The organism is Streptomyces coeruleofuscus, from assembly GCF_039532725.1.
Taxonomy (GTDB): domain Bacteria; phylum Actinomycetota; class Actinomycetes; order Streptomycetales; family Streptomycetaceae; genus Streptomyces; species Streptomyces coeruleofuscus.
In genome coordinates this window covers 111,031-128,893 of sequence record NZ_BAAASE010000011.1, presented here as the reverse complement: position 1 = coordinate 128,893, position 17,863 = coordinate 111,031, and the positions used below count along the sequence as shown (strand labels likewise).

General features: G+C 70.5%; 21 protein-coding genes. 20 read left to right on the top strand and 1 reads right to left on the bottom strand.

All coding sequences use genetic code 11. The annotated features are described in order from the left end of the window. Positions 1–179: 179 nt before the first annotated feature. From proS to ABFX81_RS34145, 18 genes are all read left to right on the top strand, one after another. Positions 180–1,595, top strand: a complete 1,416-nt coding sequence (proS, locus tag ABFX81_RS34230; RefSeq protein ID WP_086843221.1) for a proline--tRNA ligase — start codon at positions 180–182, stop codon at positions 1,593–1,595. A 251-nt stretch (positions 1,596–1,846) separates the two neighbouring features. Then, a complete protein-coding gene (locus ABFX81_RS34225; protein ID WP_086843206.1) occupies positions 1,847–2,455 on the top strand; it encodes a hypothetical protein in 609 nt (202 codons plus the stop codon). Between the two features lie 295 nt (positions 2,456–2,750). Continuing rightward, entirely contained in the window at positions 2,751–3,170 is a 420-nt protein-coding gene (gene rpsP, locus ABFX81_RS34220) for a 30S ribosomal protein S16 (protein ID WP_010044494.1), read from the top strand. A 2-nt stretch (positions 3,171–3,172) separates the two neighbouring features. After that, a complete protein-coding gene (locus tag ABFX81_RS34215; RefSeq protein WP_005479813.1) occupies positions 3,173–3,412 on the top strand; it encodes an RNA-binding protein in 240 nt (79 codons plus the stop codon). An 80-nt stretch (positions 3,413–3,492) separates the two neighbouring features. After that, positions 3,493–4,089 carry a ribosome maturation factor RimM gene (gene rimM / locus ABFX81_RS34210; RefSeq protein WP_086843204.1) on the top strand — a complete coding sequence of 199 codons (597 nt, stop codon included), beginning with the start codon at positions 3,493–3,495 and terminating at the stop codon, positions 4,087–4,089. Next, complete coding sequence (gene trmD, locus ABFX81_RS34205) at positions 4,089–4,922, top strand: tRNA (guanosine(37)-N1)-methyltransferase TrmD (RefSeq protein ID WP_086843202.1); 834 nt, start codon at positions 4,089–4,091, stop codon at positions 4,920–4,922. Before rimM ends, trmD begins: the two co-directional genes overlap by 1 nt. A 136-nt stretch (positions 4,923–5,058) precedes the next feature. Continuing rightward, positions 5,059–5,409, top strand: a complete 351-nt coding sequence (rplS, locus tag ABFX81_RS34200) for a 50S ribosomal protein L19 (protein WP_086843200.1) — start codon at positions 5,059–5,061, stop codon at positions 5,407–5,409. A 45-nt stretch (positions 5,410–5,454) separates the two neighbouring features. Then, a complete protein-coding gene (lepB, locus tag ABFX81_RS34195; RefSeq protein ID WP_086843198.1) occupies positions 5,455–6,180 on the top strand; it encodes a signal peptidase I in 726 nt (241 codons plus the stop codon). Beyond that, a complete protein-coding gene (gene lepB, locus ABFX81_RS34190) occupies positions 6,173–7,264 on the top strand; it encodes a signal peptidase I (protein ID WP_086843196.1) in 1,092 nt (363 codons plus the stop codon). Before lepB (ABFX81_RS34195) ends, lepB (ABFX81_RS34190) begins: the two co-directional genes overlap by 8 nt. Further along, complete coding sequence (gene lepB, locus ABFX81_RS34185; protein ID WP_086843194.1) at positions 7,152–8,114, top strand: signal peptidase I; 963 nt, start codon at positions 7,152–7,154, stop codon at positions 8,112–8,114. Before lepB (ABFX81_RS34190) ends, lepB (ABFX81_RS34185) begins: the two co-directional genes overlap by 113 nt. Positions 8,115–8,165: 51 nt before the next feature. Further along, positions 8,166–8,945, top strand: a complete 780-nt coding sequence (lepB, locus tag ABFX81_RS34180; protein WP_086843192.1) for a signal peptidase I — start codon at positions 8,166–8,168, stop codon at positions 8,943–8,945. Then, positions 8,935–9,459 carry an NUDIX domain-containing protein gene (locus ABFX81_RS34175; RefSeq protein WP_086843190.1) on the top strand — a complete coding sequence of 175 codons (525 nt, stop codon included), beginning with the start codon at positions 8,935–8,937 and terminating at the stop codon, positions 9,457–9,459. The genes lepB (ABFX81_RS34180) and ABFX81_RS34175 overlap by 11 nt, the downstream gene beginning before the upstream one ends. Positions 9,460–9,515: 56 nt before the next feature. Continuing rightward, positions 9,516–9,824: a DUF2469 domain-containing protein gene (locus tag ABFX81_RS34170; RefSeq protein WP_003993268.1), complete on the top strand. Its 309-nt coding sequence runs from the start codon at positions 9,516–9,518 to the stop codon at positions 9,822–9,824. Between the two features lie 107 nt (positions 9,825–9,931). Beyond that, on the top strand, positions 9,932–10,294 hold the full coding sequence (locus ABFX81_RS34165) for a YraN family protein (RefSeq protein ID WP_346139156.1): 363 nt from the start codon (positions 9,932–9,934) through the stop codon (positions 10,292–10,294). Then, a complete protein-coding gene (locus ABFX81_RS34160; RefSeq protein WP_086843186.1) occupies positions 10,294–11,919 on the top strand; it encodes an ATP-binding protein in 1,626 nt (541 codons plus the stop codon). Before ABFX81_RS34165 ends, ABFX81_RS34160 begins: the two co-directional genes overlap by 1 nt. Further along, the gene (gene dprA, locus ABFX81_RS34155; RefSeq protein ID WP_086843184.1) at positions 11,916–13,076 is read left to right on the top strand and encodes a DNA-processing protein DprA; all 1,161 of its coding nucleotides are present in this window, start codon (positions 11,916–11,918) and stop codon (positions 13,074–13,076) included. The genes ABFX81_RS34160 and dprA overlap by 4 nt, the downstream gene beginning before the upstream one ends. A 272-nt stretch (positions 13,077–13,348) precedes the next feature. After that, on the top strand, positions 13,349–14,191 hold the full coding sequence (gene whiG, locus ABFX81_RS34150; protein ID WP_086843182.1) for an RNA polymerase sigma factor WhiG: 843 nt from the start codon (positions 13,349–13,351) through the stop codon (positions 14,189–14,191). 94 nt (positions 14,192–14,285) lie between these two features. Continuing rightward, complete coding sequence (locus tag ABFX81_RS34145) at positions 14,286–14,843, top strand: TetR family transcriptional regulator (RefSeq protein ID WP_086843180.1); 558 nt, start codon at positions 14,286–14,288, stop codon at positions 14,841–14,843. 50 nt (positions 14,844–14,893) lie between these two features. Here the strand turns inward: ABFX81_RS34145 and ABFX81_RS34140 are convergent, their stop codons facing one another. Then, complete coding sequence (locus tag ABFX81_RS34140; RefSeq protein ID WP_086843178.1) at positions 14,894–15,472, bottom strand: peptidoglycan DD-metalloendopeptidase family protein; 579 nt, start codon at positions 15,470–15,472, stop codon at positions 14,894–14,896. 273 nt (positions 15,473–15,745) lie between these two features. Between ABFX81_RS34140 and rpsB the strand changes: the two genes are divergently transcribed. Both rpsB and tsf read left to right on the top strand, forming a co-directional pair. Then, a complete protein-coding gene (gene rpsB / locus ABFX81_RS34135; protein ID WP_086843176.1) occupies positions 15,746–16,675 on the top strand; it encodes a 30S ribosomal protein S2 in 930 nt (309 codons plus the stop codon). A 175-nt stretch (positions 16,676–16,850) separates the two neighbouring features. Further along, complete coding sequence (gene tsf, locus ABFX81_RS34130) at positions 16,851–17,687, top strand: translation elongation factor Ts (protein WP_086843174.1); 837 nt, start codon at positions 16,851–16,853, stop codon at positions 17,685–17,687. Positions 17,688–17,863: the final 176 nt, after the last annotated feature.

The window sequence follows — 17,863 nt, the reverse complement described above, 5'->3', positions numbered from 1 at the left end:
CGAGAGTTACCTCTTGCCCGATTCCATGGCCCCCGTGACAGTGCGCTCGCACTACCCCCGTATGCCAGGAAACTCCCCCCTCGACCTGTCGTCCAGTGGAATGCGGCCCGGTATATGAGTTGTCATGTGCCTATGGCGAGATTTCACATTCCGGCAACGTGGGCCCGTACCATCTCGCCATGGCCAAGGCACCCGTACTCACCCCCCAGGCGGACGATTTCCCGCGCTGGTACCAGGACTTGATCACCAAGGCGGAGCTCGCCGACAACGGACCAGTGCGCGGCACCATGGTCATCCGGCCGTACGGGTACGGGTTGTGGGAGCGGATGCAGGCCGAGATGGACGCCCGCATCAAGGAGACCGGCACTCAGAACGCGTACTTCCCCCTCCTGATCCCGCAGTCGTACCTCACCCGCGAGGCGGACCACGTCGAGGGCTTCGCGCCGGAGCTCGCGGTCGTCACGCACGGCGGCGGCAAGGAGCTGGAGGAGCCGGCGGTCGTCCGGCCCACCTCCGAGATGATCATCAACGACTACTTCTCGAAGTGGGTGCAGAGCTACCGCGACCTGCCCCTGCTCATCAACCAGTGGGCGAACGTCGTCCGCTGGGAGCTGCGGCCCCGCCTCTTCCTGCGGACCACCGAGTTCCTCTGGCAGGAGGGCCACACCGCGCACGCCACGTACGAGGAGGCACGCGACTTCGCCGCGCACATCCACCGGCAGGTCTACGAGGACTTCATGGTGAACGTCCTCGCGATGGACGTCGTCCCCGGCCGCAAGACCGTCAAGGAGCGGTTCGCCGGCGCGATCAACACCCTCACGCTCGAAGGCATGATGGGCGACGGCAAGGCCCTCCAGATGGCCACCAGCCACGAGCTGGGCCAGAACTTCGCCAAGGCCTTCAACACGCAGTACCTGTCGAAGGACGGCCGGCAGGAGCTGGTCTGGCAGACCTCATGGGGTTCCACCACCCGCATGATCGGCGCCCTGGTGATGATGCACGGCGACGACAACGGCCTGCGCGTCCCGCCGAGGCTGGCACAGACCCAGGCCGTGGTGCTCGCGATCAAGGGCGACGAGGCGGTTCTGGCCAAGGTCCGCGAGATCGGCGACCGGCTGAAGGCGGCCGGGATCCGTGTCCAGGTCGACGACCGCACCGACACCCCCTTCGGCCGCCGTGCCGTCGACTGGGAGCTCAAGGGTGTGCCGGTCCGCATCGAGATCGGCCCGCGCGACCTGGAGAACGGCACCGCGATGCTGGCCCGCCGCATCCCGGGCGGCAAGGAGCCGGTCTCCCTGGACACCCTGGTGTCGCTGCTGCCGAAGGTCCTCGAAGAGGACCAGGCGCTGCTGCTGAAGCAGTCCCGGGAGCGCCGCGAGTCCCGTACCACCGAGGTCGCGACGATCGACGAGGCCGTCGAGGTGGCCGGCGCGGGCGGCTGGGCGCGCATCCCGTGGGCGGTGCTCGGCGAGGAGGGCGAAGCCAAGCTGGCCGACCACGCGGCGACCGTACGGTGTCTGGTCGCCGAGGACGGGTCGGTGCCGGACGCCGACGACGCACCCGGTAACGTCGCGGTCGTCGCACGCGCTTACTGAGTTGGGGCGCAAGGCGACCGAAATGCCTCTTGCGTAACCGCGGACCCCAGAATCCCCGGCGTGCGGACGTCATCTACGCGCCGGGGCGTACGCGGGACTACGCACCAACTTGTGGTGAGCTGCGAGGCTTCACCCCAGATCAGCGCACCCGCCCTCGTCGGGACGCATCAGAGGCAACTGACGGGTACGTGCAAATTATTTGGGATGCCCCGGAATCGGAACACTGGGGCACCCCGGCTCGTTGTCATTACGTGAGCACGACACAGACACCACCTGTTCTCGCCGCAGAGCTGGCACAGGCGTGGGCCGACATTCAGCGGTACCACCCCGAGCTGCCCGACCTTGCCGCGCCAGAGTCCCTGATCGGGGAGTCGTCGTCCGCGTGCGGTCACGAGCTCTCCTTCGAGCGACTGCTCCATGAGGCAGTCCATGGCATCGCCGCCGCCCGCGGCGTCCGCGACACCTCCCGTGCCGGCCGCTACCACAACCGCAGATTCCTCGCGATCGCCGAGGAGCTGGGCCTGGACCACCCCGAGGAACCGCATCCCAGCAGCGGCTTCTCCCTGGTCACGCTCAACCCCGAGGCGAAGCGCCGCTACCGCCCGACGATGGAGCGCCTCCAGCGCGCCCTGAAGGCCCACACGGCCGCGACCTCATCCGACACCTCCCGCACCTTCCGGGGCCCGGCCGCCCGGCACGGCTCCTCCGGTGGCGGCGTCCGCGTCAAGGCGGTCTGCGACTGCGGCCGCAACGTACGCGTCGTGCCCTCGGTCCTCGCCCAGGCACCGATCGTCTGCGGCGGCTGCGGAAAGCCGTTCCGGATCCCGGACGTCGTGGGAGCGGGGGCGGTGGCCGGCTGACGTCCACCACCGGCATCTCGTGGCTGCCGGTCGGGACAGCACTCGCCACTGCCGGGCCGGGCACCCGACGTACCTCACCTCCACGCCGGGTGCCCCCTCAGCATGCCCGCAGGGCAGCGAGCCCCTCGGTCAAGGACGCCCGGCAGGGTGTGGCACAATGGCTAGCTGTACTCGACAGCCGCACAGGAACCCTCTCGCCTCCGGCTGACGCGTCCATCGGGCACTCGGGTACCGCAACCCCACGCGGCTTTTCTCGCCGTGCCCAACCACGTCAAAACCAGGAGAACCCACTCCCGTGGCAGTCAAGATCAAGCTGAAGCGTCTGGGCAAGATCCGTTCGCCTCACTACCGCATCGTCGTCGCCGACTCCCGTACCCGTCGTGACGGTCGTGCGATCGAGGAGATCGGCAAGTACCACCCGACGTACAACCCGTCGGTGATCGAGGTCGACGCCGAGCGCGTGGCGTACTGGCTCGGTGTCGGCGCGCAGCCGACCGAGCCCGTGATGGCCATCCTCAAGAAGACCGGCGACTGGCAGAAGTTCAAGGGCGAGCCCGCCCCGGCTCCGCTGCTGACGCAGCCCGAGAAGGCCGCGCGCCCGTCGTTCGAGGCCATCGGCGGCGACGACGAGGGCAAGGGTGAGGCGATCACCCAGAAGAAGAAGGCTGAGAAGAAGGACGAGGCCGCCGCTGAGTCCGCTTCGACCGAGGCCTGAGCATGCTCGAGGAGGCTCTCGAGCACCTCGTGAAGGGCATCGTCGACAACCCTGACGATGTGCAGGTCGCCTCGCGCGACCTGCGCCGCGGGCGAGTGCTCGAGGTCCGGGTCCACCCGGACGACCTCGGCAAGGTGATCGGCCGCAACGGCCGCACCGCACGCGCCCTGCGTACCGTCGTGGGCGCCATCGGCGGTCGCGGTGTCCGCGTCGACCTCGTCGACGTGGACCACGTCCGCTGACGCTTATCGCAACCGGCTCGGGCCGGGGAAGGCCTGAGGGCCGTCCCCGGCCCGCAGTCGTATGACAGGAGACTGGACACGTGCAGCTGGTAGTCGCACGGATCGGCCGTGCCCATGGCATCAAGGGCGAGGTCACCGTCGAGGTACGGACCGACGAGCCGGAACTGAGGCTCGCCCCCGGCGCCGTACTCACCACCGATCCCGCTTCCACGGGACCGCTCACCATCGAGACGGGCCGCGTCCACAGCGGTCGTCTCCTGCTGCGCTTCGAGGGCGTCAGCGACCGCACCGGCGCCGAGGCCCTGCGCAACACCCTCCTGATCGCCGACGTCGACCCGGAGGAACTGCCCGAGGGCGAGGACGAGTACTACGACCACCAGCTCATCGACCTCGACGTGGTCACCGCGGACGGCACGGAGGTCGGCCGGATCACGGAGATCTCGCACCTGCCCACCCAGGACCTGTTCATCGTGGAGCGCCCCGACGGCAGCGAGGTGATGATCCCCTTCGTCGAGGAGATCGTCGCCGAGATCGACCTCGAGGAGCAGAAGGCCGTCATCACCCCGCCGCCGGGCCTGATCGACGACCGCGCCGAGATCGCCTCCAGCCGGGAGGACGCCTCCGGCGGGGAAGACGCCTCCGGCCGGGAAGACGTCTCCAGCCGGGAAGAGTCGTAATGCGCCTCGACGTCGTCACGATCTTCCCCGAGTACCTGGAACCGCTGAACGTCTCCCTCGTGGGCAAGGCACGCGCGCGTGGACAGCTGAACGTACACGTCCACGACCTGCGTTCCTGGACCTACGACCGCCACAACACCGTCGACGACACGCCCTACGGCGGCGGTCCCGGCATGGTCATGAAGACCGAGCCCTGGGGAGAGGCGCTGGACTCCGTCCTGGCCGACGGCTACGAGGGGGGCTCCCGCGCGCCGGCCCTCATCGTGCCCACGCCCAGCGGCCGCCCCTTCACCCAGGAGCTCGCCGTCCACCTCTCCGAGCGCCCCTGGCTGATCTTCACGCCGGCCCGCTACGAGGGCATCGACCGTCGGGTCGTCGACGAGTACGCGACGCGGATGCCGGTGTACGAGGTGTCCATCGGCGACTACGTCCTGGCCGGCGGTGAGGCGGCCGTCCTGGTCGTCACGGAGGCCGTGGCGCGGCTGCTGCCCGGCGTCCTGGGCAACGCCGAGTCCCACCGGGACGACTCCTTCGCGCCCGGCGCCATGGCGAGCCTGCTGGAGGGGCCCGTCTACACCAAGCCGCCCGAGTGGCGCGGCCGGGACATCCCCGACGTGCTGCTCAGCGGCCACCACGGGAAGATCGCCCGCTGGCGCCGGGACGAGGCCCTGAAGCGCACCACGGCGCACCGGCCCGACCTCATCGAGCGCTGCGACCCCAAGGCCTTCGACAAGAAGGACCGCGAGATGCTGTCCATCCTGGGCTGGGCGCCGGATCCGGCGGGGGAGCCGTACGGCCGATTTTGGCGCAGGACCGACGGCGTGGAAGAATAGCGAGCTGTTGTGCGTCCGTCCGGCGCGCGCCCCTGCCACAGGGGGAGACGACGCCCGCTCCGACCCGCACAGCCCTGAATCCGAAACACCTAGTTTCCGTTGATGACCTGTGGCATCAGCGAGGAAAGCAGACGAAATGTCTCACCTGCTCGACACCGTCGACTCCGCGTCGCTGCGCAGCGACGTCCCCGCCTTCCGCCCGGGCGACACGGTCAACGTGCACGTCCGCGTCATCGAGGGCAACCGCTCCCGTGTGCAGCAGTTCAAGGGCGTCGTGATCCGCCGCCAGGGCTCCGGCGTGCGCGAGACCTTCACGGTCCGCAAGGTCTCCTTCTCCGTCGGCGTCGAGCGCACCTTCCCGGTGCACACCCCGATCGTGGAGAAGATCGAGCTCGTCACCAAGGGTGACGTCCGCCGCGCCAAGCTGTACTTCCTGCGCGAGCTGCGCGGCAAGGCCGCGAAGATCAAGGAGAAGCGCGAGAACTGAGCGCTCTCCGGGGTTCGCGTCGGGGCCGGATAGCATCTGGCTCCGATGGACACCGAAGCTCAGCCGACGGAGCGCGACCGCTCCTCCCGCCCTTCCGATTCCGAGGACAACTCGGATCCCGGAGGGCCGGAGGAACGGTCGCGTTTCGCGTTGTCGCGTGTCACCGCGTGGGTCCCGGGCGGCCGGATCACTCTGACACTGCTGGCCTGCCTGCTCTTCCTGCTGCTGCTCAGCACCTTCGTGCTGCGGCCGTTCCAGATTCCCAGCGGATCCATGGAACAGGGATTGAGGATCGGGGACCGGGTTCTCGTAAATAAGTTGGCGTACCGTTTCGATGCCGAGCCGCGGCGGGGAGACATCGTCGTGTTCGACGGGACCGGGTACTTCGGGCACGCGGCCTACATCAAACGCGTTGTCGGCGTGGGAGGAGACCACGTCGTCTGCTGCGACAAGGAGGGGAGGATCCAGGTGAACGGCCGGCCGGTCGACGAGTCGGGCTTCCTCTACCCCGGCGACAGCCCCTCCACGGTGCCCTTCGACGTCGCCGTCCCCGCCGGCACGCTGTTCGTCCTCGGTGACCACCGCGACGATTCCAGCGACTCCCGCGACCATCTCGGTTCACCGGGCGGCGGCATGGTCCCGGTCGACGAGGTGATCGGCCGCGCCGACTGGATCGTCTGGCCCTTCGGCCACGCCGCCCGGCTGCACCGCCCGGACGCGTACGCGCGCGTGCCCGCTCCCGCCCCCGGAAGGGCGGGCGCCCATGGGTAACCGCGGCAAACCGCGCGGCGTCCCCGCCAGCCCCGCGGACAATCTGCTGCCCACCGGCGCCCGGCGCGCCGCCAGCCCCTCCGGCGGCCGTACGCGCGCCGAGCGGCGCAAGCTCCAGAAGAAGGTCAAGCGGCGCCGCAGGCGCGGTGCCGTCAAGGAGATACCCCTCCTCGTCGGCGTCGCCGTCCTCATAGCGCTCGTGCTGAAGACGTTCCTCGTCCAGGCCTTCGTCATCCCGTCCGGCTCCATGGAGCAGACGATCCAGATCGGCGACCGCGTCCTGGTCGACAAGCTCACCCCGTGGTTCGGCTCCAAGCCGCAGCGCGGGGACGTCGTCGTGTTCAAGGACCCCGGCGGCTGGCTCCAGGACGAGCAGACCACCCTTCCGAAGGACGACCCCATCGTCATCAAGCAGGTCAAGGAAGGGCTCACCTTCATCGGCCTGCTGCCGTCCGACGACGAGAAGGACCTCATCAAGCGGGTCGTCGGCGTCGGCGGAGACCGCGTCAAGTGCTGCGATGCGCAAGGACGCGTGACCGTCAACGGCATCCCGCTGGTCGAGGACTACCTGTACCCCGGCAACGCCCCGTCCGACACGCCGTTCGACATCACGGTCCCGCCGGGCCGGCTGTGGGTGATGGGCGACCACCGGAACAACTCCGCGGACTCCCGCGCCCACCAGGACACCGACTACGGCGGCACGGTCTCCGAGGAAGAGGTTGTGGGCCGCGCCATGGTCATCGCCTGGCCCTTCGGGCACTGGACCACCCTGGAGGAACCGAACACCTACGCCTCCGTGTCCGACTCGGCCACCGGGTCGACCGCTGCTCCCGACCTGTCGCATAGGGTTGCCTCCTACGATTCGAACGGAACGATCCAGCTCCCGACCCCTGCGGAACTCCCGCTCGTTATGGGAGTGGTGGGCCTGCGTCGTGTATGGGGCAGGCGGCGGCACAGAGTGAGGAGTTGGCGTGGGGGATGTGGCGGTTGGCGCACGGTCCGGACACGACGGCGAGGAGCACCGCGGACGCCCCGCGGAATCCGCCGTCCCGGCCGCGGACAGCGCCGTGACCCCCGGGAGTGACTCCGGGGCAGCCGAGGACGGCAGGGTGACAGGCGAGTACAGCACAGCCGAGGGCGAGGGACCGGGCGGACCGGCCCGGACGCCGAAGAAGCCGCGCTCCTTCTGGAAGGAGCTGCCCATCCTGATCGGCATCGCGCTGGTGCTCGCGCTGCTGATCAAGACCTTCTTGGTGCAGGCGTTCTCCATCCCCTCCGACTCGATGCAGAACACACTCCAGCAGGGCGACCGCGTCCTGGTCGACAAGCTGACCCCCTGGTTCGGCTCCGAGCCCGAGCGTGGCGAGGTCGTCGTCTTCCACGACCCCGACAACTGGCTGGCGGGCGAGCCGGTGGCGGATCCGAACGCCTTCCAGACGTTCCTCAGCTGGATCGGCCTCATGCCGTCCGCGGAGGAGAAGGACCTCATCAAGCGGGTCGTCGGCGTCGGGGGCGACACGGTCGAGTGCAAGGGCACGGGCCCGCTGACGGTCAACGGCAAGGCGCTGGACGAGCGGTCGTACGTCTACGCCGGCAACACGCCGTGCAGCGTCGACGACCAGGGCGGTCAGTTCAAGGTGAAGGTCCCCGAGGGCTACATCTGGGTCATGGGCGACCACCGGCAGAACTCCCGGGACTCCCGCTACAACCAGGCGGACAAGCACAACGGCATGGTCCCGGTGAAGGACGTCGTGGGCCGGGCCATCGTCATCGCCTGGCCGGTCAACCGCTGGGACAACCTGCCGGTGCCGGACACCTTCGACCAGACCGGACTCAACGCCCAGCCGGCCGCGGCCGGTCTGACGGCGGCGCCGCAGGGGCTGGCGCTGCTGGGGGTGGTGCCGGTGGTGCTGTGGCGCCGCCGGAAGCAGTGATCCCGACGGTGGGCTGACCCCGGTCGGTACCCCCGGGTAGGGTGCGGACCCATGGGTGGCGAGAGCATGACGCACACGGCCCCGCGCAGCGGTGGCACAGGCTCGGGCCCGGTGGGCAGCCGGACCGGACAGCGGTTGTCCGGGCTGGCCGTCGCACTGGGCCTTGTGCTGTTCCTGGGGGGTTTCGCCTGGGCAGCGGTGGTCTACCTGCCGTACACCGTGCCCACCAGCTCGATGACGCCGACGATCGACGCCGGCGACCGGGTGCTGGCGCAGCGCGTCGACGGCGCTGATGTGCGCCGCGGTGATGTCGTCGTGTTCAAGGACACCACCTGGGGCAACGTGCCGATGGTCAAGCGCGTGGTGGCCGTCGGCGGCGACACGGTCTCCTGCTGCCAGGACGGCAAGCTGAAGGTCAACGGCAAGGAGATCGACGAGCCGTACCTGGCCGACGGCACACCGGCGGAGATCACCGGCTTCCCGACCGTGAAGGTCCCCGAGGGGCGCCTGTTCCTGCTCGGCGACGAGCGCGGCAGCTCCGTGGACTCCACCGCCCACCTGACCGACGCCGCCAGTGGCTCGGTGGCGCGCGGCGCCGTGGAGGCCCGCGTGGACGCCGTCGTCTGGCCCATGAACGGCCTGCTGGAGCGCCCCACCGGCTTCGAGGCCCTCGGCACCCTTTCTTCGCCCGGGCCGCTGCGCACGATCGCCGCCCTGGTGATCGCCGGCGCCGTGCTCGTCCTGGGCGGAGGCGCCTACGGCCCCGTCGCCAAGCGCGCGGGCGCGGCCCGGGCCCGGCGGGCGAGCGCGGAGCCCGCAGGTGTCCGCTGAGGCCGTGCGGGCGGGCCAGGACGGCTACGAGGGCGGGCTGCGCAAGGTCGCCCGGGTCGTGCTGCTGGACCCGCAGGACCGCATCCTGCTGCTGCACGGGCACGAGCCGGACGATCCGGCCGACGACTGGTGGTTCACCCCCGGCGGCGGTGTGGAGGGCGACGAGACCCGTGAAGAGGCCGCCTTGCGGGAACTCGCCGAGGAGACGGGCATCACCGAGGTCGAGCTCGGCCCGGTGCTGTGGCGGCGGATGTGCTCCTTCCCGTTCGCGGGCCGTCGCTGGGACCAGGACGAGTGGTACTTCCTGGCTCGTACGGACCGTACGGTGATCGAGGCCGCCGGGCTGACCGAGCTGGAGCGGCGCAGTGTCGCCGGAGCGCGCTGGTGGACGTGTCCGGAACTTTGCCGGGCACATGAGACGGTGTATCCGACGAGACTCGCCGGGCTGCTGCGCACGCTGCTCGACGAAGGTCCCCCGGCCAGGCCCGTGATCCTTGACCCGGAAATCGTCTAGGGGCGCACGGGACTGGCGCACAATGGTGGGATCGCACGGCTGAAGGGGAACATGCCATGAGCGCCGAGGACCTCGAGAAGTACGAGACCGAGATGGAGCTGAAGCTCTACCGGGAGTACCGCGATGTCGTCGGTCTGTTCAAATACGTGATCGAGACCGAGCGGCGTTTCTACCTGACCAACGACTACGAGATGCAGGTGCACTCGGTCCAGGGTGAGGTGTTCTTCGAGGTGTCCATGGCGGATGCCTGGGTGTGGGACATGTACCGGCCGGCGCGGTTCGTGAAGCAGGTCCGGGTCCTCACGTTCAAGGACGTGAACATCGAGGAGCTGAACAAGAGCGATCTCGAGCTGCCGAGCGGGTGACGTTCACCCAGGAGGGTGACGGGGTTTTCCACAGCCGCTGAGCTGTCCACCAAGATCCACTTCGTGGGGGCGGCTGCGTGATCGTTGGCGCCGGAGGTGGTGCCGACATGAACGCACGCAGTGCGATGGGCAGGTACGGAGAGACCCTGGCGGCCCGGCGGCTGACGGAGACCGGAATGAAGGTCCTGGAGCGCAACTGGCGCTCGGGCCGGACCGGTGAGATCGACATCGTGGCCAGGGACGGGGACGTCCTGGTCGTCTGCGAGGTGAAGACCCGCAGGGAGGGTCCCTTCGAGCATCCGATGGCCGCCGTGACCCCGCAGAAGGCGGAGCGGCTGCGGGACCTCGCCGAGCGGTGGATCCAGACGCACGGGGGCGCACCGCCCGGCGGCGTCCGCATCGACGTGGTCGGGGTACTGCTGCCGGCCCGCGGCGCGGCCGTGGTCGAGCACGTGCGGGGGGTGGCCTGATGGCATTCGCCCGTACGTGCTCGGTGGCGCTGGTGGGCGTCGAGGGCGTGGTCGTCGAGGTCCAGGCCGACCTGGAGCCGGGTGTCGCGGCGTTCACGCTGGTGGGGCTGCCCGACAAGAGCCTGACGGAGAGCCGGGACCGGGTGCGCGCCGCGGTCGTCAACTCGGGCGCGGCCTGGCCCCAGAAGAAACTCACGGTCGGCCTGAGCCCGGCCTCCGTGCCCAAGAGCGGCAGCGGCTTCGACCTGGCCGTCGCCGCGGCGGTCCTCGGCGCGTCGGAGCGCATCGACCCCCGGGTCCTCGCCGACATCGTGATGATCGGGGAACTGGGGCTGGACGGGCGGGTGCGGCCGGTGCGGGGAGTGTTGCCGGCGGTGCTGGCGGCGGCGGACGCCGGGTACGAGCAGGTGGTGGTGCCGGAGTGTGCCGCCGCAGAGGCGTCCCTGGTGCCCGGGGTCTCCGTACTGGGCGTCCGGAGCCTGCGCCAGCTGATCGCCGTCCTGGCCGACGAACCCGTGCCCGACGAGGATCCGGACGAGCAGGGCCGCCCGGACCCGCTCCTCGCCGGCCTGCGCATGCCGGGCACGGGCGCCGCCACGGGCATGCACAGCGTCGGCGCGGCCCAGCACGAGCCCGGCCACGACCTGGCGGACGTCGTCGGGCAGACCTCGGCGCGCACGGCGGTGGAGGTGGCCGCGGCGGGCGGACACCACCTGTTCCTGGAAGGGCCTCCCGGCGCCGGCAAGACGATGCTCGCGGAGCGGCTGCCCGCCATCCTGCCCCGGCTCGGCCGGCAGGAGTCGCTGGAGGTCACCGCGGTCCACTCGGTGGCGGGCCTGCTGCCCCCGGGCAAGCCTCTGATCGACGTCGCCCCCTACTGCGCCCCGCACCACTCGGCCACCATGCAGGCTCTCGTCGGCGGCGGCCCGGGCATCGCGCGGCCCGGCGCGGTGTCGCTGTCCCACCGGGGTGTCCTGTTCCTGGACGAGACACCTGAATTCAGCAGTCACGCCCTGGACGCCCTGCGCCAGCCGCTGGAGGCGGGGCATGTCGTCATCGCGCGCAGTGCGGGAGTGGTGCGCTTCCCCGCGAAGTTCCTGATGGTGCTCGCGGCCAACCCGTGCCCGTGCGGCCGGTTCTCGCAGCGTGACGACCTGTGCGAGTGCCCGCCCTCGGCGATCCGCCGCTACCAGGCCAGGCTCTCAGGCCCGCTGCTCGACCGGGTCGACCTGCGCGTCGAGGTGGACCGCGTCACCCGCACCGAGCTGACCGCCTCCGGCGCACGCGGCGAGTCCACCGCGACGGTCGCCGACCGGGTACGGGCGGCCCGGGAGCGGGCCACGGAGCGCCTCGCCGGCACTCCGTGGCGCACGAACAGCGAGGTACCGGGGCGCGAGTTGCGCAGCCGCTGGTACGCCGCGCCCGGGGCGATGGACGAGGCCGAGCGGAACCTGGAGCGGGGCGTCCTGACCGCCCGCGGCCTCGACCGGGTCCTGCGCGTGGCCTGGACCGTCGCCGATCTCGTCGGCCACGACCGGCCCGACGCGTCGGACGTCGCCCTCGCGCTCCAGCTGCGCACCGGTGTCCCCAGGGGCGTCCCCATGGCCCTCGGAGCGCTGACATGAGCGTCGCCGGCGAGCCGGACGAGGAGCTGCTCGCCCGGGTCCTTCTCACCCGTGTCATCGAGCCCGGTGACGAGGTCGGTGGCCGGTGGGTGCGGGAGCTCGGGGTGCGGGGCCTGGCCCGGCGGCTGGCGGAGGGCGGGCGGCCCTTGGCCGGGGTGAGCGGGAAGCGGTGGCAGGGCCTGCTGGCCAGGGCCGAGACGGCTCGGCCGCGTGAGGACCTCGCCGTCGCCCGGGCGGCCGGAGTGCGGTTCGTCGGGCCGGGGGACTCGGAGTGGCCGGGGCAGCTCGACGACCTCGGGGATGCCCGGCCGCTGGGGCTGTGGGTGCGCGGGCGGGCCAGCCTGCGGATGTGGGCCCTGAAATCGGTGGCTGTCGTCGGCGCCCGCGCCTGCACCGAGTACGGGGCGCACATGGCGGGCACCCTCGCCGCCGGCCTGGCCGAACAGGGCTGGATCGTGGTGTCGGGCGGCGCCTACGGAGTCGACGGCGCCGCCCACCGCGGCGCCCTCGGCGCGGGCGGCGCCACCGTCGCCGTCCTCGCCTGCGGCGTCGACCGCCCCTACCCGCGCGGGCACACCCGGCTGATCGGCAGGATCGCGGAACAGGGATTGGTCATCGGTGAGTTGCCGCCCGGTGATCACCCGACACCGAGCCGGTTCATCCTGCGGAACCGGGTGATCGCGGCACTCACCCGCGGCACCGTGGTCATCGAGGCCGCCCACCGCAGCGGCTCCCTGGTCACCGCACGGGCGGCACAGCGCCTCGGCCGGCACACCATGGGGGTACCGGGCCCGGCCACCAGCGCTCTGTCCGCCGGGGTGCACGAGCTGCTGCGCGGAGAGGCGGCGCTGGTCACCGACGCCGCGGACGTCATCGAACTGGTCGGCGACATCGGACAGCTGGCCCCCGACCGGCGCGGCCCCGTCCTGCCCCGGGACCTGCTGGAACCGGCCGGCCGGCAGGTGCTCGCCGCGCTGCCGGGCGGCCGGGCGGCCCGGCCGGACGAGATCGCGCGCCGCGCACAGACGACACAGGACGACGCGATCGCCCGACTGTACGAACTCCGAGCACTCGGTTACGTCGAACGACACGGCGACGGCTGGAAGTTGACACGCCAGGCGGTGATGTCGGTCCGCGGTGGTCCCGGACCATGCTGACCGCGTCCGTTCGGCCGTCCGGGGGAACCCCGACATCCCTTGGAAATTCGCCCAGTTGGGGTTCTCAGGTGATCACACGGAGCGAACTCGCCGACCCGGTGGGACGCCGTTCGGAACGTATCCGCGTTCGCCTTGACCTCCGTCCTTCGCGCACCGCGACACCGCAGTCACGCTACGCTCACGAGGATCCCGACACGGACAGGCAACTCGACATCAGACAGACAGCCCACCCCAGCAGCACCACTCCGCAGCAGAACGGCACAAGGCGACGAATGCCCCAGCACACCTCCGGGTCCGACCGGGCGGCGATCCCCCCAGCCGCCCGTGACGGTGGCAGCGTGCGGCCGCCCGCTCCCTCGACACTCGACGAGCTGTGGCGGTCGTACAAGGCGACGGGGGACGAGCGGCTGCGGGAGCAGCTGATCCTCCACTACTCGCCGCTCGTGAAGTACGTCGCCGGCCGGGTCAGCGTGGGCCTGCCGTCCAACGTCGAGCAGGCGGACTTCGTCTCGTCCGGGGTGTTCGGGCTGATCGACGCGATCGAGAAGTTCGACATCGACCGCGAGATCAAGTTCGAGACGTACGCGATCACCCGGATCCGGGGCGCGATGATCGACGAGCTGCGGGCCCTGGACTGGATCCCCCGGTCGGTCCGGCAGAAGGCGCGCAACGTGGAGCGCGCCTACGCCACGCTGGAGGCGCGGCTGCGGCGGACGCCGACGGAGGGCGAGGTGGCCGGCGAGATGGGCATCGCGGTGGAGGAACTCCACGCGGTGTTCAGCCAGTTGTCGCTGGCCAACGTCGTGGCCCTGGAGGAGCTGCTGCACGGCGGGGGCGAGGGCGGCGACGGGCTGAGCGTCATGGACACGCTGGAGGACACCGCCGCCGACAACCCCGTGGAGGTCGCCGAGGACCGGGAGCTCCGCAGATTCCTCGCGCGGGCGATCAACACGCTGCCCGAGCGGGAGAAGACCGTGGTCACGCTGTACTACTACGAAGGGCTCACCCTGGCCGAGATCGGGAACGTGCTGGGCGTGACCGAGAGCCGGGTCAGCCAGATCCACACCAAGTCGGTGCTCCAGCTGAGAGCGAAACTAGCGAGCTTCGGCCGCTGACCTGGCCGGAAGGCGACGGCCTGACGGGAGCCCCTCCCGCCCGGCCTGGCGCGTCCGTAGAGTGGTTGACGTGCCAAGGATTCGAGCGGCCTCCGTGGCCGAGCACCGGTCGATGCAGCGAGCCGCCCTGCTGGACGCGGCTCGTTCCTTGTTGTCCGAGGGCGGTACGGAGGCGCTGACCTTCCCGGCCCTCGCCGAGCGGACGGGCCTCGCGCGCTCGTCCGTCTACGAGTACTTCCGGTCACGGGCGGCCGTGGTCGAGGAACTGTGCGAGGTCGACTTTCCCGTCTGGGCGGCGGACGTGTCGGCGGCGATGGAGCGGGCGGACACGGCCGAGGCCAAGGTCGAGGCGTATGTCCGGCAGCAGCTGGAGCTGGTGGGGGACCGGCGGCATCGGGCCGTGGTGGCGATCTCGGCGAGTGAGCTCGACGCCGGGGCCCGGGAGAAGATCCGGGCGGCCCACGGCGGGCTGGTCGCGATGATCGTCGAGGCGCTGGGTGAGCTGGGGCATGAGCAGCCTCGGCTGGCGGCGATGCTGTTGCAGGGGGTCGTGGACGCGGCGGTGCGGCGGATCGAGCTGGGGGCCGCTGAAGACCCTGGGGCGATCGCCGATGCCGCGGTGTCCATGGCCCTGCGGGGTGTGCGGGGCTGAGCGGCGTTGGTGCTGGGGGCGGGTGGGTGCGCGGCGACGAAAGCCCGCAGTCAGGGAGTCCCGTAGACCGGCAGTAGTCGCGAGGGGCCTTGGTGCAGGAGCCACGGCGGCAGGAGCATCAGCGGGTTCACGTAGGTGTCACCCCTGCGCAGGCCCCAGTGCACGCACGTGACCGTGCAGTGCGAGCCCGTGGCGTCCACTGTGCCGATCACCTCGCCCGGTGCCACGTCCTCGCCCTCCTCCACCGCCGCCGTCACCGGCTCGTAGGTCGTGCGCAGAGGTGGTTCGCCCGTCCCCGTCAGCTCCACCGAGACGACCCCTTTGCCAGCCACCCGGCCGGCGAACGACACCCGGCCCGCCGCCACCGCCCGTACCGGCGCCCCCGGGGCTGCCGCCAGGTCCACGCCTCGGTGGCCCGGGCCGTAGGCCGTCGCCGGAGGTTCCCAGCCGCGGAGGACCCGAGGGAGTGAACCGACGGGCCAGGTGCGGCCGACCGTCGGCACGGTGACGTCCGCCTGGGGCTCGTCCGCCGCGAACAGGGGCGGCGGAGGGGCCAGCAGGACGGCCGCCGCCATGACCAGCACCAGGACCAGGCGCGTACAAACAGGCACACATCGCTTCGCTCGCATGCGGAAAGCGTCCTGGACCGCCGCCCGCCACCGGCCGTGGCTGTGGACCGCCGCGCGGTTGTGGACAACGGCGTCACCCGGTGCCCCGCGGGTCCCGTACACTTCTGGTGGCGATCCGGGTCACCGGGTCGACTTCGCACGCCCCGATACGCACCCCGGCAACGGGCCGTATCAGCGCCCCTCGGTCCCTCGTGGCACGGCGCGCAGCGGGCGTCAGGCGCGGGAGCCGTCCGGCATCCGCGGCACAACCGAGAAGCACAAGGAGATACGGCCATGGCCGTCGTCACGATGCGGGAGCTGCTGGAGAGCGGCGTCCACTTCGGTCACCAGACCCGTCGTTGGAACCCGAAGATGAAGCGCTTCATCTTCACGGAGCGCAACGGCATCTACATCATCGACCTGCTCCAGTCGCTGTCGTACATCGACCGCGCCTACGAGTTCGTCAAGGAGACCGTCGCCCACGGCGGCACGGTCATGTTCGTCGGCACGAAGAAGCAGGCGCAGGAGGCCATCGCCGAGCAGGCCACCCGTGTCGGCATGCCCTACGTCAACCAGCGCTGGCTGGGCGGCATGCTCACCAACTTCTCGACCGTCTACAAGCGTCTGCAGCGCCTCAAGGAGCTCGAGCAGATCGACTTCGAGGACGTCGCCGCGTCCGGTCTGACCAAGAAGGAGCTTCTCGTGCTCTCGCGCGAGAAGGCCAAGCTGGAGAAGACCCTCGGTGGTATCCGCGAGATGCAGAAGGTGCCCAGCGCCGTCTGGATCGTGGACACCAAGAAGGAGCACATCGCCGTTGGTGAGGCCCGGAAGCTGAACATTCCGGTCGTCGCGATCCTCGACACCAACTGCGACCCCGACGAGGTCGACTACAAGATCCCGGGCAACGACGACGCGATCCGCTCCGTCACCCTGCTCACCCGTGTCATCGCGGACGCCGTCGCCGAGGGCCTCATCGCCCGCAGCGGTGTCGCCACCGAGGGCAAGGGCGAGAAGGCCGCGGGCGAGCCGCTCGCCGAGTGGGAGCGCGACCTGCTCGAGGGCGAGAAGAAGGCCGACGAGGCCGCCCCCGCCGCCGAGGCCGCCCCGGCTGCTGAGGCCGCTCCGGCCGCCGAGGCTGCTCCGGCCGCTGAGGCCGCCCCCGCCGAGGCCGAGGCCGAGAAGCCCGCCGAGGGCGAGAAGGCCGCCGAGGCCGAGCAGGCCTGACCCGTCAGTCCGAGTTGACGGCGGGAGCGGTACTGAAGCCAATAGCGCCTCCGGCGCGGTGAAGTCCGCTCCCGCCGTTCACCCGTAGGTCAGCGGAAGGACAGCGTCCCCCGGCTCCATGGGGCACATCCGCAGATCTTCGATCTTCCAGACTTCGAGAGAGATTCACAGACTCATGGCGAACTACACCGCCGCCGACGTCAAGAAGCTCCGTGAGCTCACGGGCGCCGGCATGATGGACTGCAAGAAGGCGCTGGACGAGGCCGAGGGCAACGTCGAGAAGGCCGTCGAGGCGCTCCGCATCAAGGGCCAGAAGGGCGTCGCCAAGCGCGAGGGCCGTTCCGCCGAGAACGGTGCCGTCGTCTCGATCATCGCCGACGACAACTCCTCCGGTGTCCTCGTCGAGCTGAAGTGCGAGACGGACTTCGTCGCCAAGGGTGACAAGTTCCAGGGCGTGGCCACCGCCATCGCCGAGCACGTCGCCAAGACCTCCCCGGCCGACCTCGAGGCCCTGCTCGCCTCCGAGATCGAGGCCGGCAAGACCGTCCAGGCGTTCGTGGACGAGGCCAACGCCAACCTGGGCGAGAAGATCGTCCTGGACCGCTTCGCGCAGTTCGCCGACGGCTACGTGACCGCGTACATGCACCGCACGATGCCCGACCTGCCCCCGCAGATCGGTGTCCTCGTCGAGCTGGACAAGCCGAACGCGGAGATCGCCAAGGGCGTCGCCCAGCACATCGCCGCCTTCGCGCCGAAGTACCTCTCCAAGGAGGACGTGCCGGCCGAGGTCGTCGAGTCCGAGCGCCGCGTCGCCGAGGAGACCACCCGCGCCGAGGGCAAGCCCGAGGCCGCCCTGCCGAAGATCGTCGAGGGTCGCCTCAACGGCTTCTTCAAGGACGCCACGCTGCTCGGCCAGCCCTACGCGCTCGACAACAAGAAGTCCGTCCAGAAGATCCTGGACGAGGCCGGTGTCACCCTGAAGCGTTTCACGCGCATCAAGGTCGGCATCTGAGTCCGTACAGCGATCGACGCCCGACCCCGATAGGGTCGGCAGCAGTCGTCCGTGTACGCCGTCACATGGGTGGCGGACGACAGCAGATCTGACGAGGAGGCCATTGCCGTATGGGATGTGAACCACGCCCCACCGGCAATGGCCTTCTTCGTATGTGCAACACGTGAAAGAGGCGG

Excerpts from the sequence above, each read along its gene's own strand:
- proS (WP_086843221.1), top strand. The coding sequence starts at position 180 with ATGGCCAAGGCACCCGTACTCACCCCCCAGGCGGACGATTTCCCGCGC.
- ABFX81_RS34215 (WP_005479813.1), top strand. The coding sequence starts at position 3,173 with ATGCTCGAGGAGGCTCTCGAGCACCTCGTGAAGGGCATCGTCGACAAC.
- trmD (WP_086843202.1), top strand. The coding sequence starts at position 4,089 with ATGCGCCTCGACGTCGTCACGATCTTCCCCGAGTACCTGGAACCGCTG.
- rplS (WP_086843200.1), top strand. The coding sequence starts at position 5,059 with ATGTCTCACCTGCTCGACACCGTCGACTCCGCGTCGCTGCGCAGCGAC.
- lepB (WP_086843198.1), top strand. The coding sequence starts at position 5,455 with ATGGACACCGAAGCTCAGCCGACGGAGCGCGACCGCTCCTCCCGCCCT.
- lepB (WP_086843196.1), top strand. The coding sequence starts at position 6,173 with ATGGGTAACCGCGGCAAACCGCGCGGCGTCCCCGCCAGCCCCGCGGAC.
- lepB (WP_086843192.1), top strand. The coding sequence starts at position 8,166 with ATGGGTGGCGAGAGCATGACGCACACGGCCCCGCGCAGCGGTGGCACA.
- ABFX81_RS34170 (WP_003993268.1), top strand. The coding sequence starts at position 9,516 with ATGAGCGCCGAGGACCTCGAGAAGTACGAGACCGAGATGGAGCTGAAG.
- ABFX81_RS34165 (WP_346139156.1), top strand. The coding sequence starts at position 9,932 with ATGAACGCACGCAGTGCGATGGGCAGGTACGGAGAGACCCTGGCGGCC.
- ABFX81_RS34160 (WP_086843186.1), top strand. The coding sequence starts at position 10,294 with ATGGCATTCGCCCGTACGTGCTCGGTGGCGCTGGTGGGCGTCGAGGGC.
- dprA (WP_086843184.1), top strand. The coding sequence starts at position 11,916 with ATGAGCGTCGCCGGCGAGCCGGACGAGGAGCTGCTCGCCCGGGTCCTT.
- whiG (WP_086843182.1), top strand. The coding sequence starts at position 13,349 with ATGCCCCAGCACACCTCCGGGTCCGACCGGGCGGCGATCCCCCCAGCC.
- ABFX81_RS34140 (WP_086843178.1), bottom strand. The coding sequence starts at position 15,472 with ATGCGAGCGAAGCGATGTGTGCCTGTTTGTACGCGCCTGGTCCTGGTG.
- rpsB (WP_086843176.1), top strand. The coding sequence starts at position 15,746 with ATGGCCGTCGTCACGATGCGGGAGCTGCTGGAGAGCGGCGTCCACTTC.
- tsf (WP_086843174.1), top strand. The coding sequence starts at position 16,851 with ATGGCGAACTACACCGCCGCCGACGTCAAGAAGCTCCGTGAGCTCACG.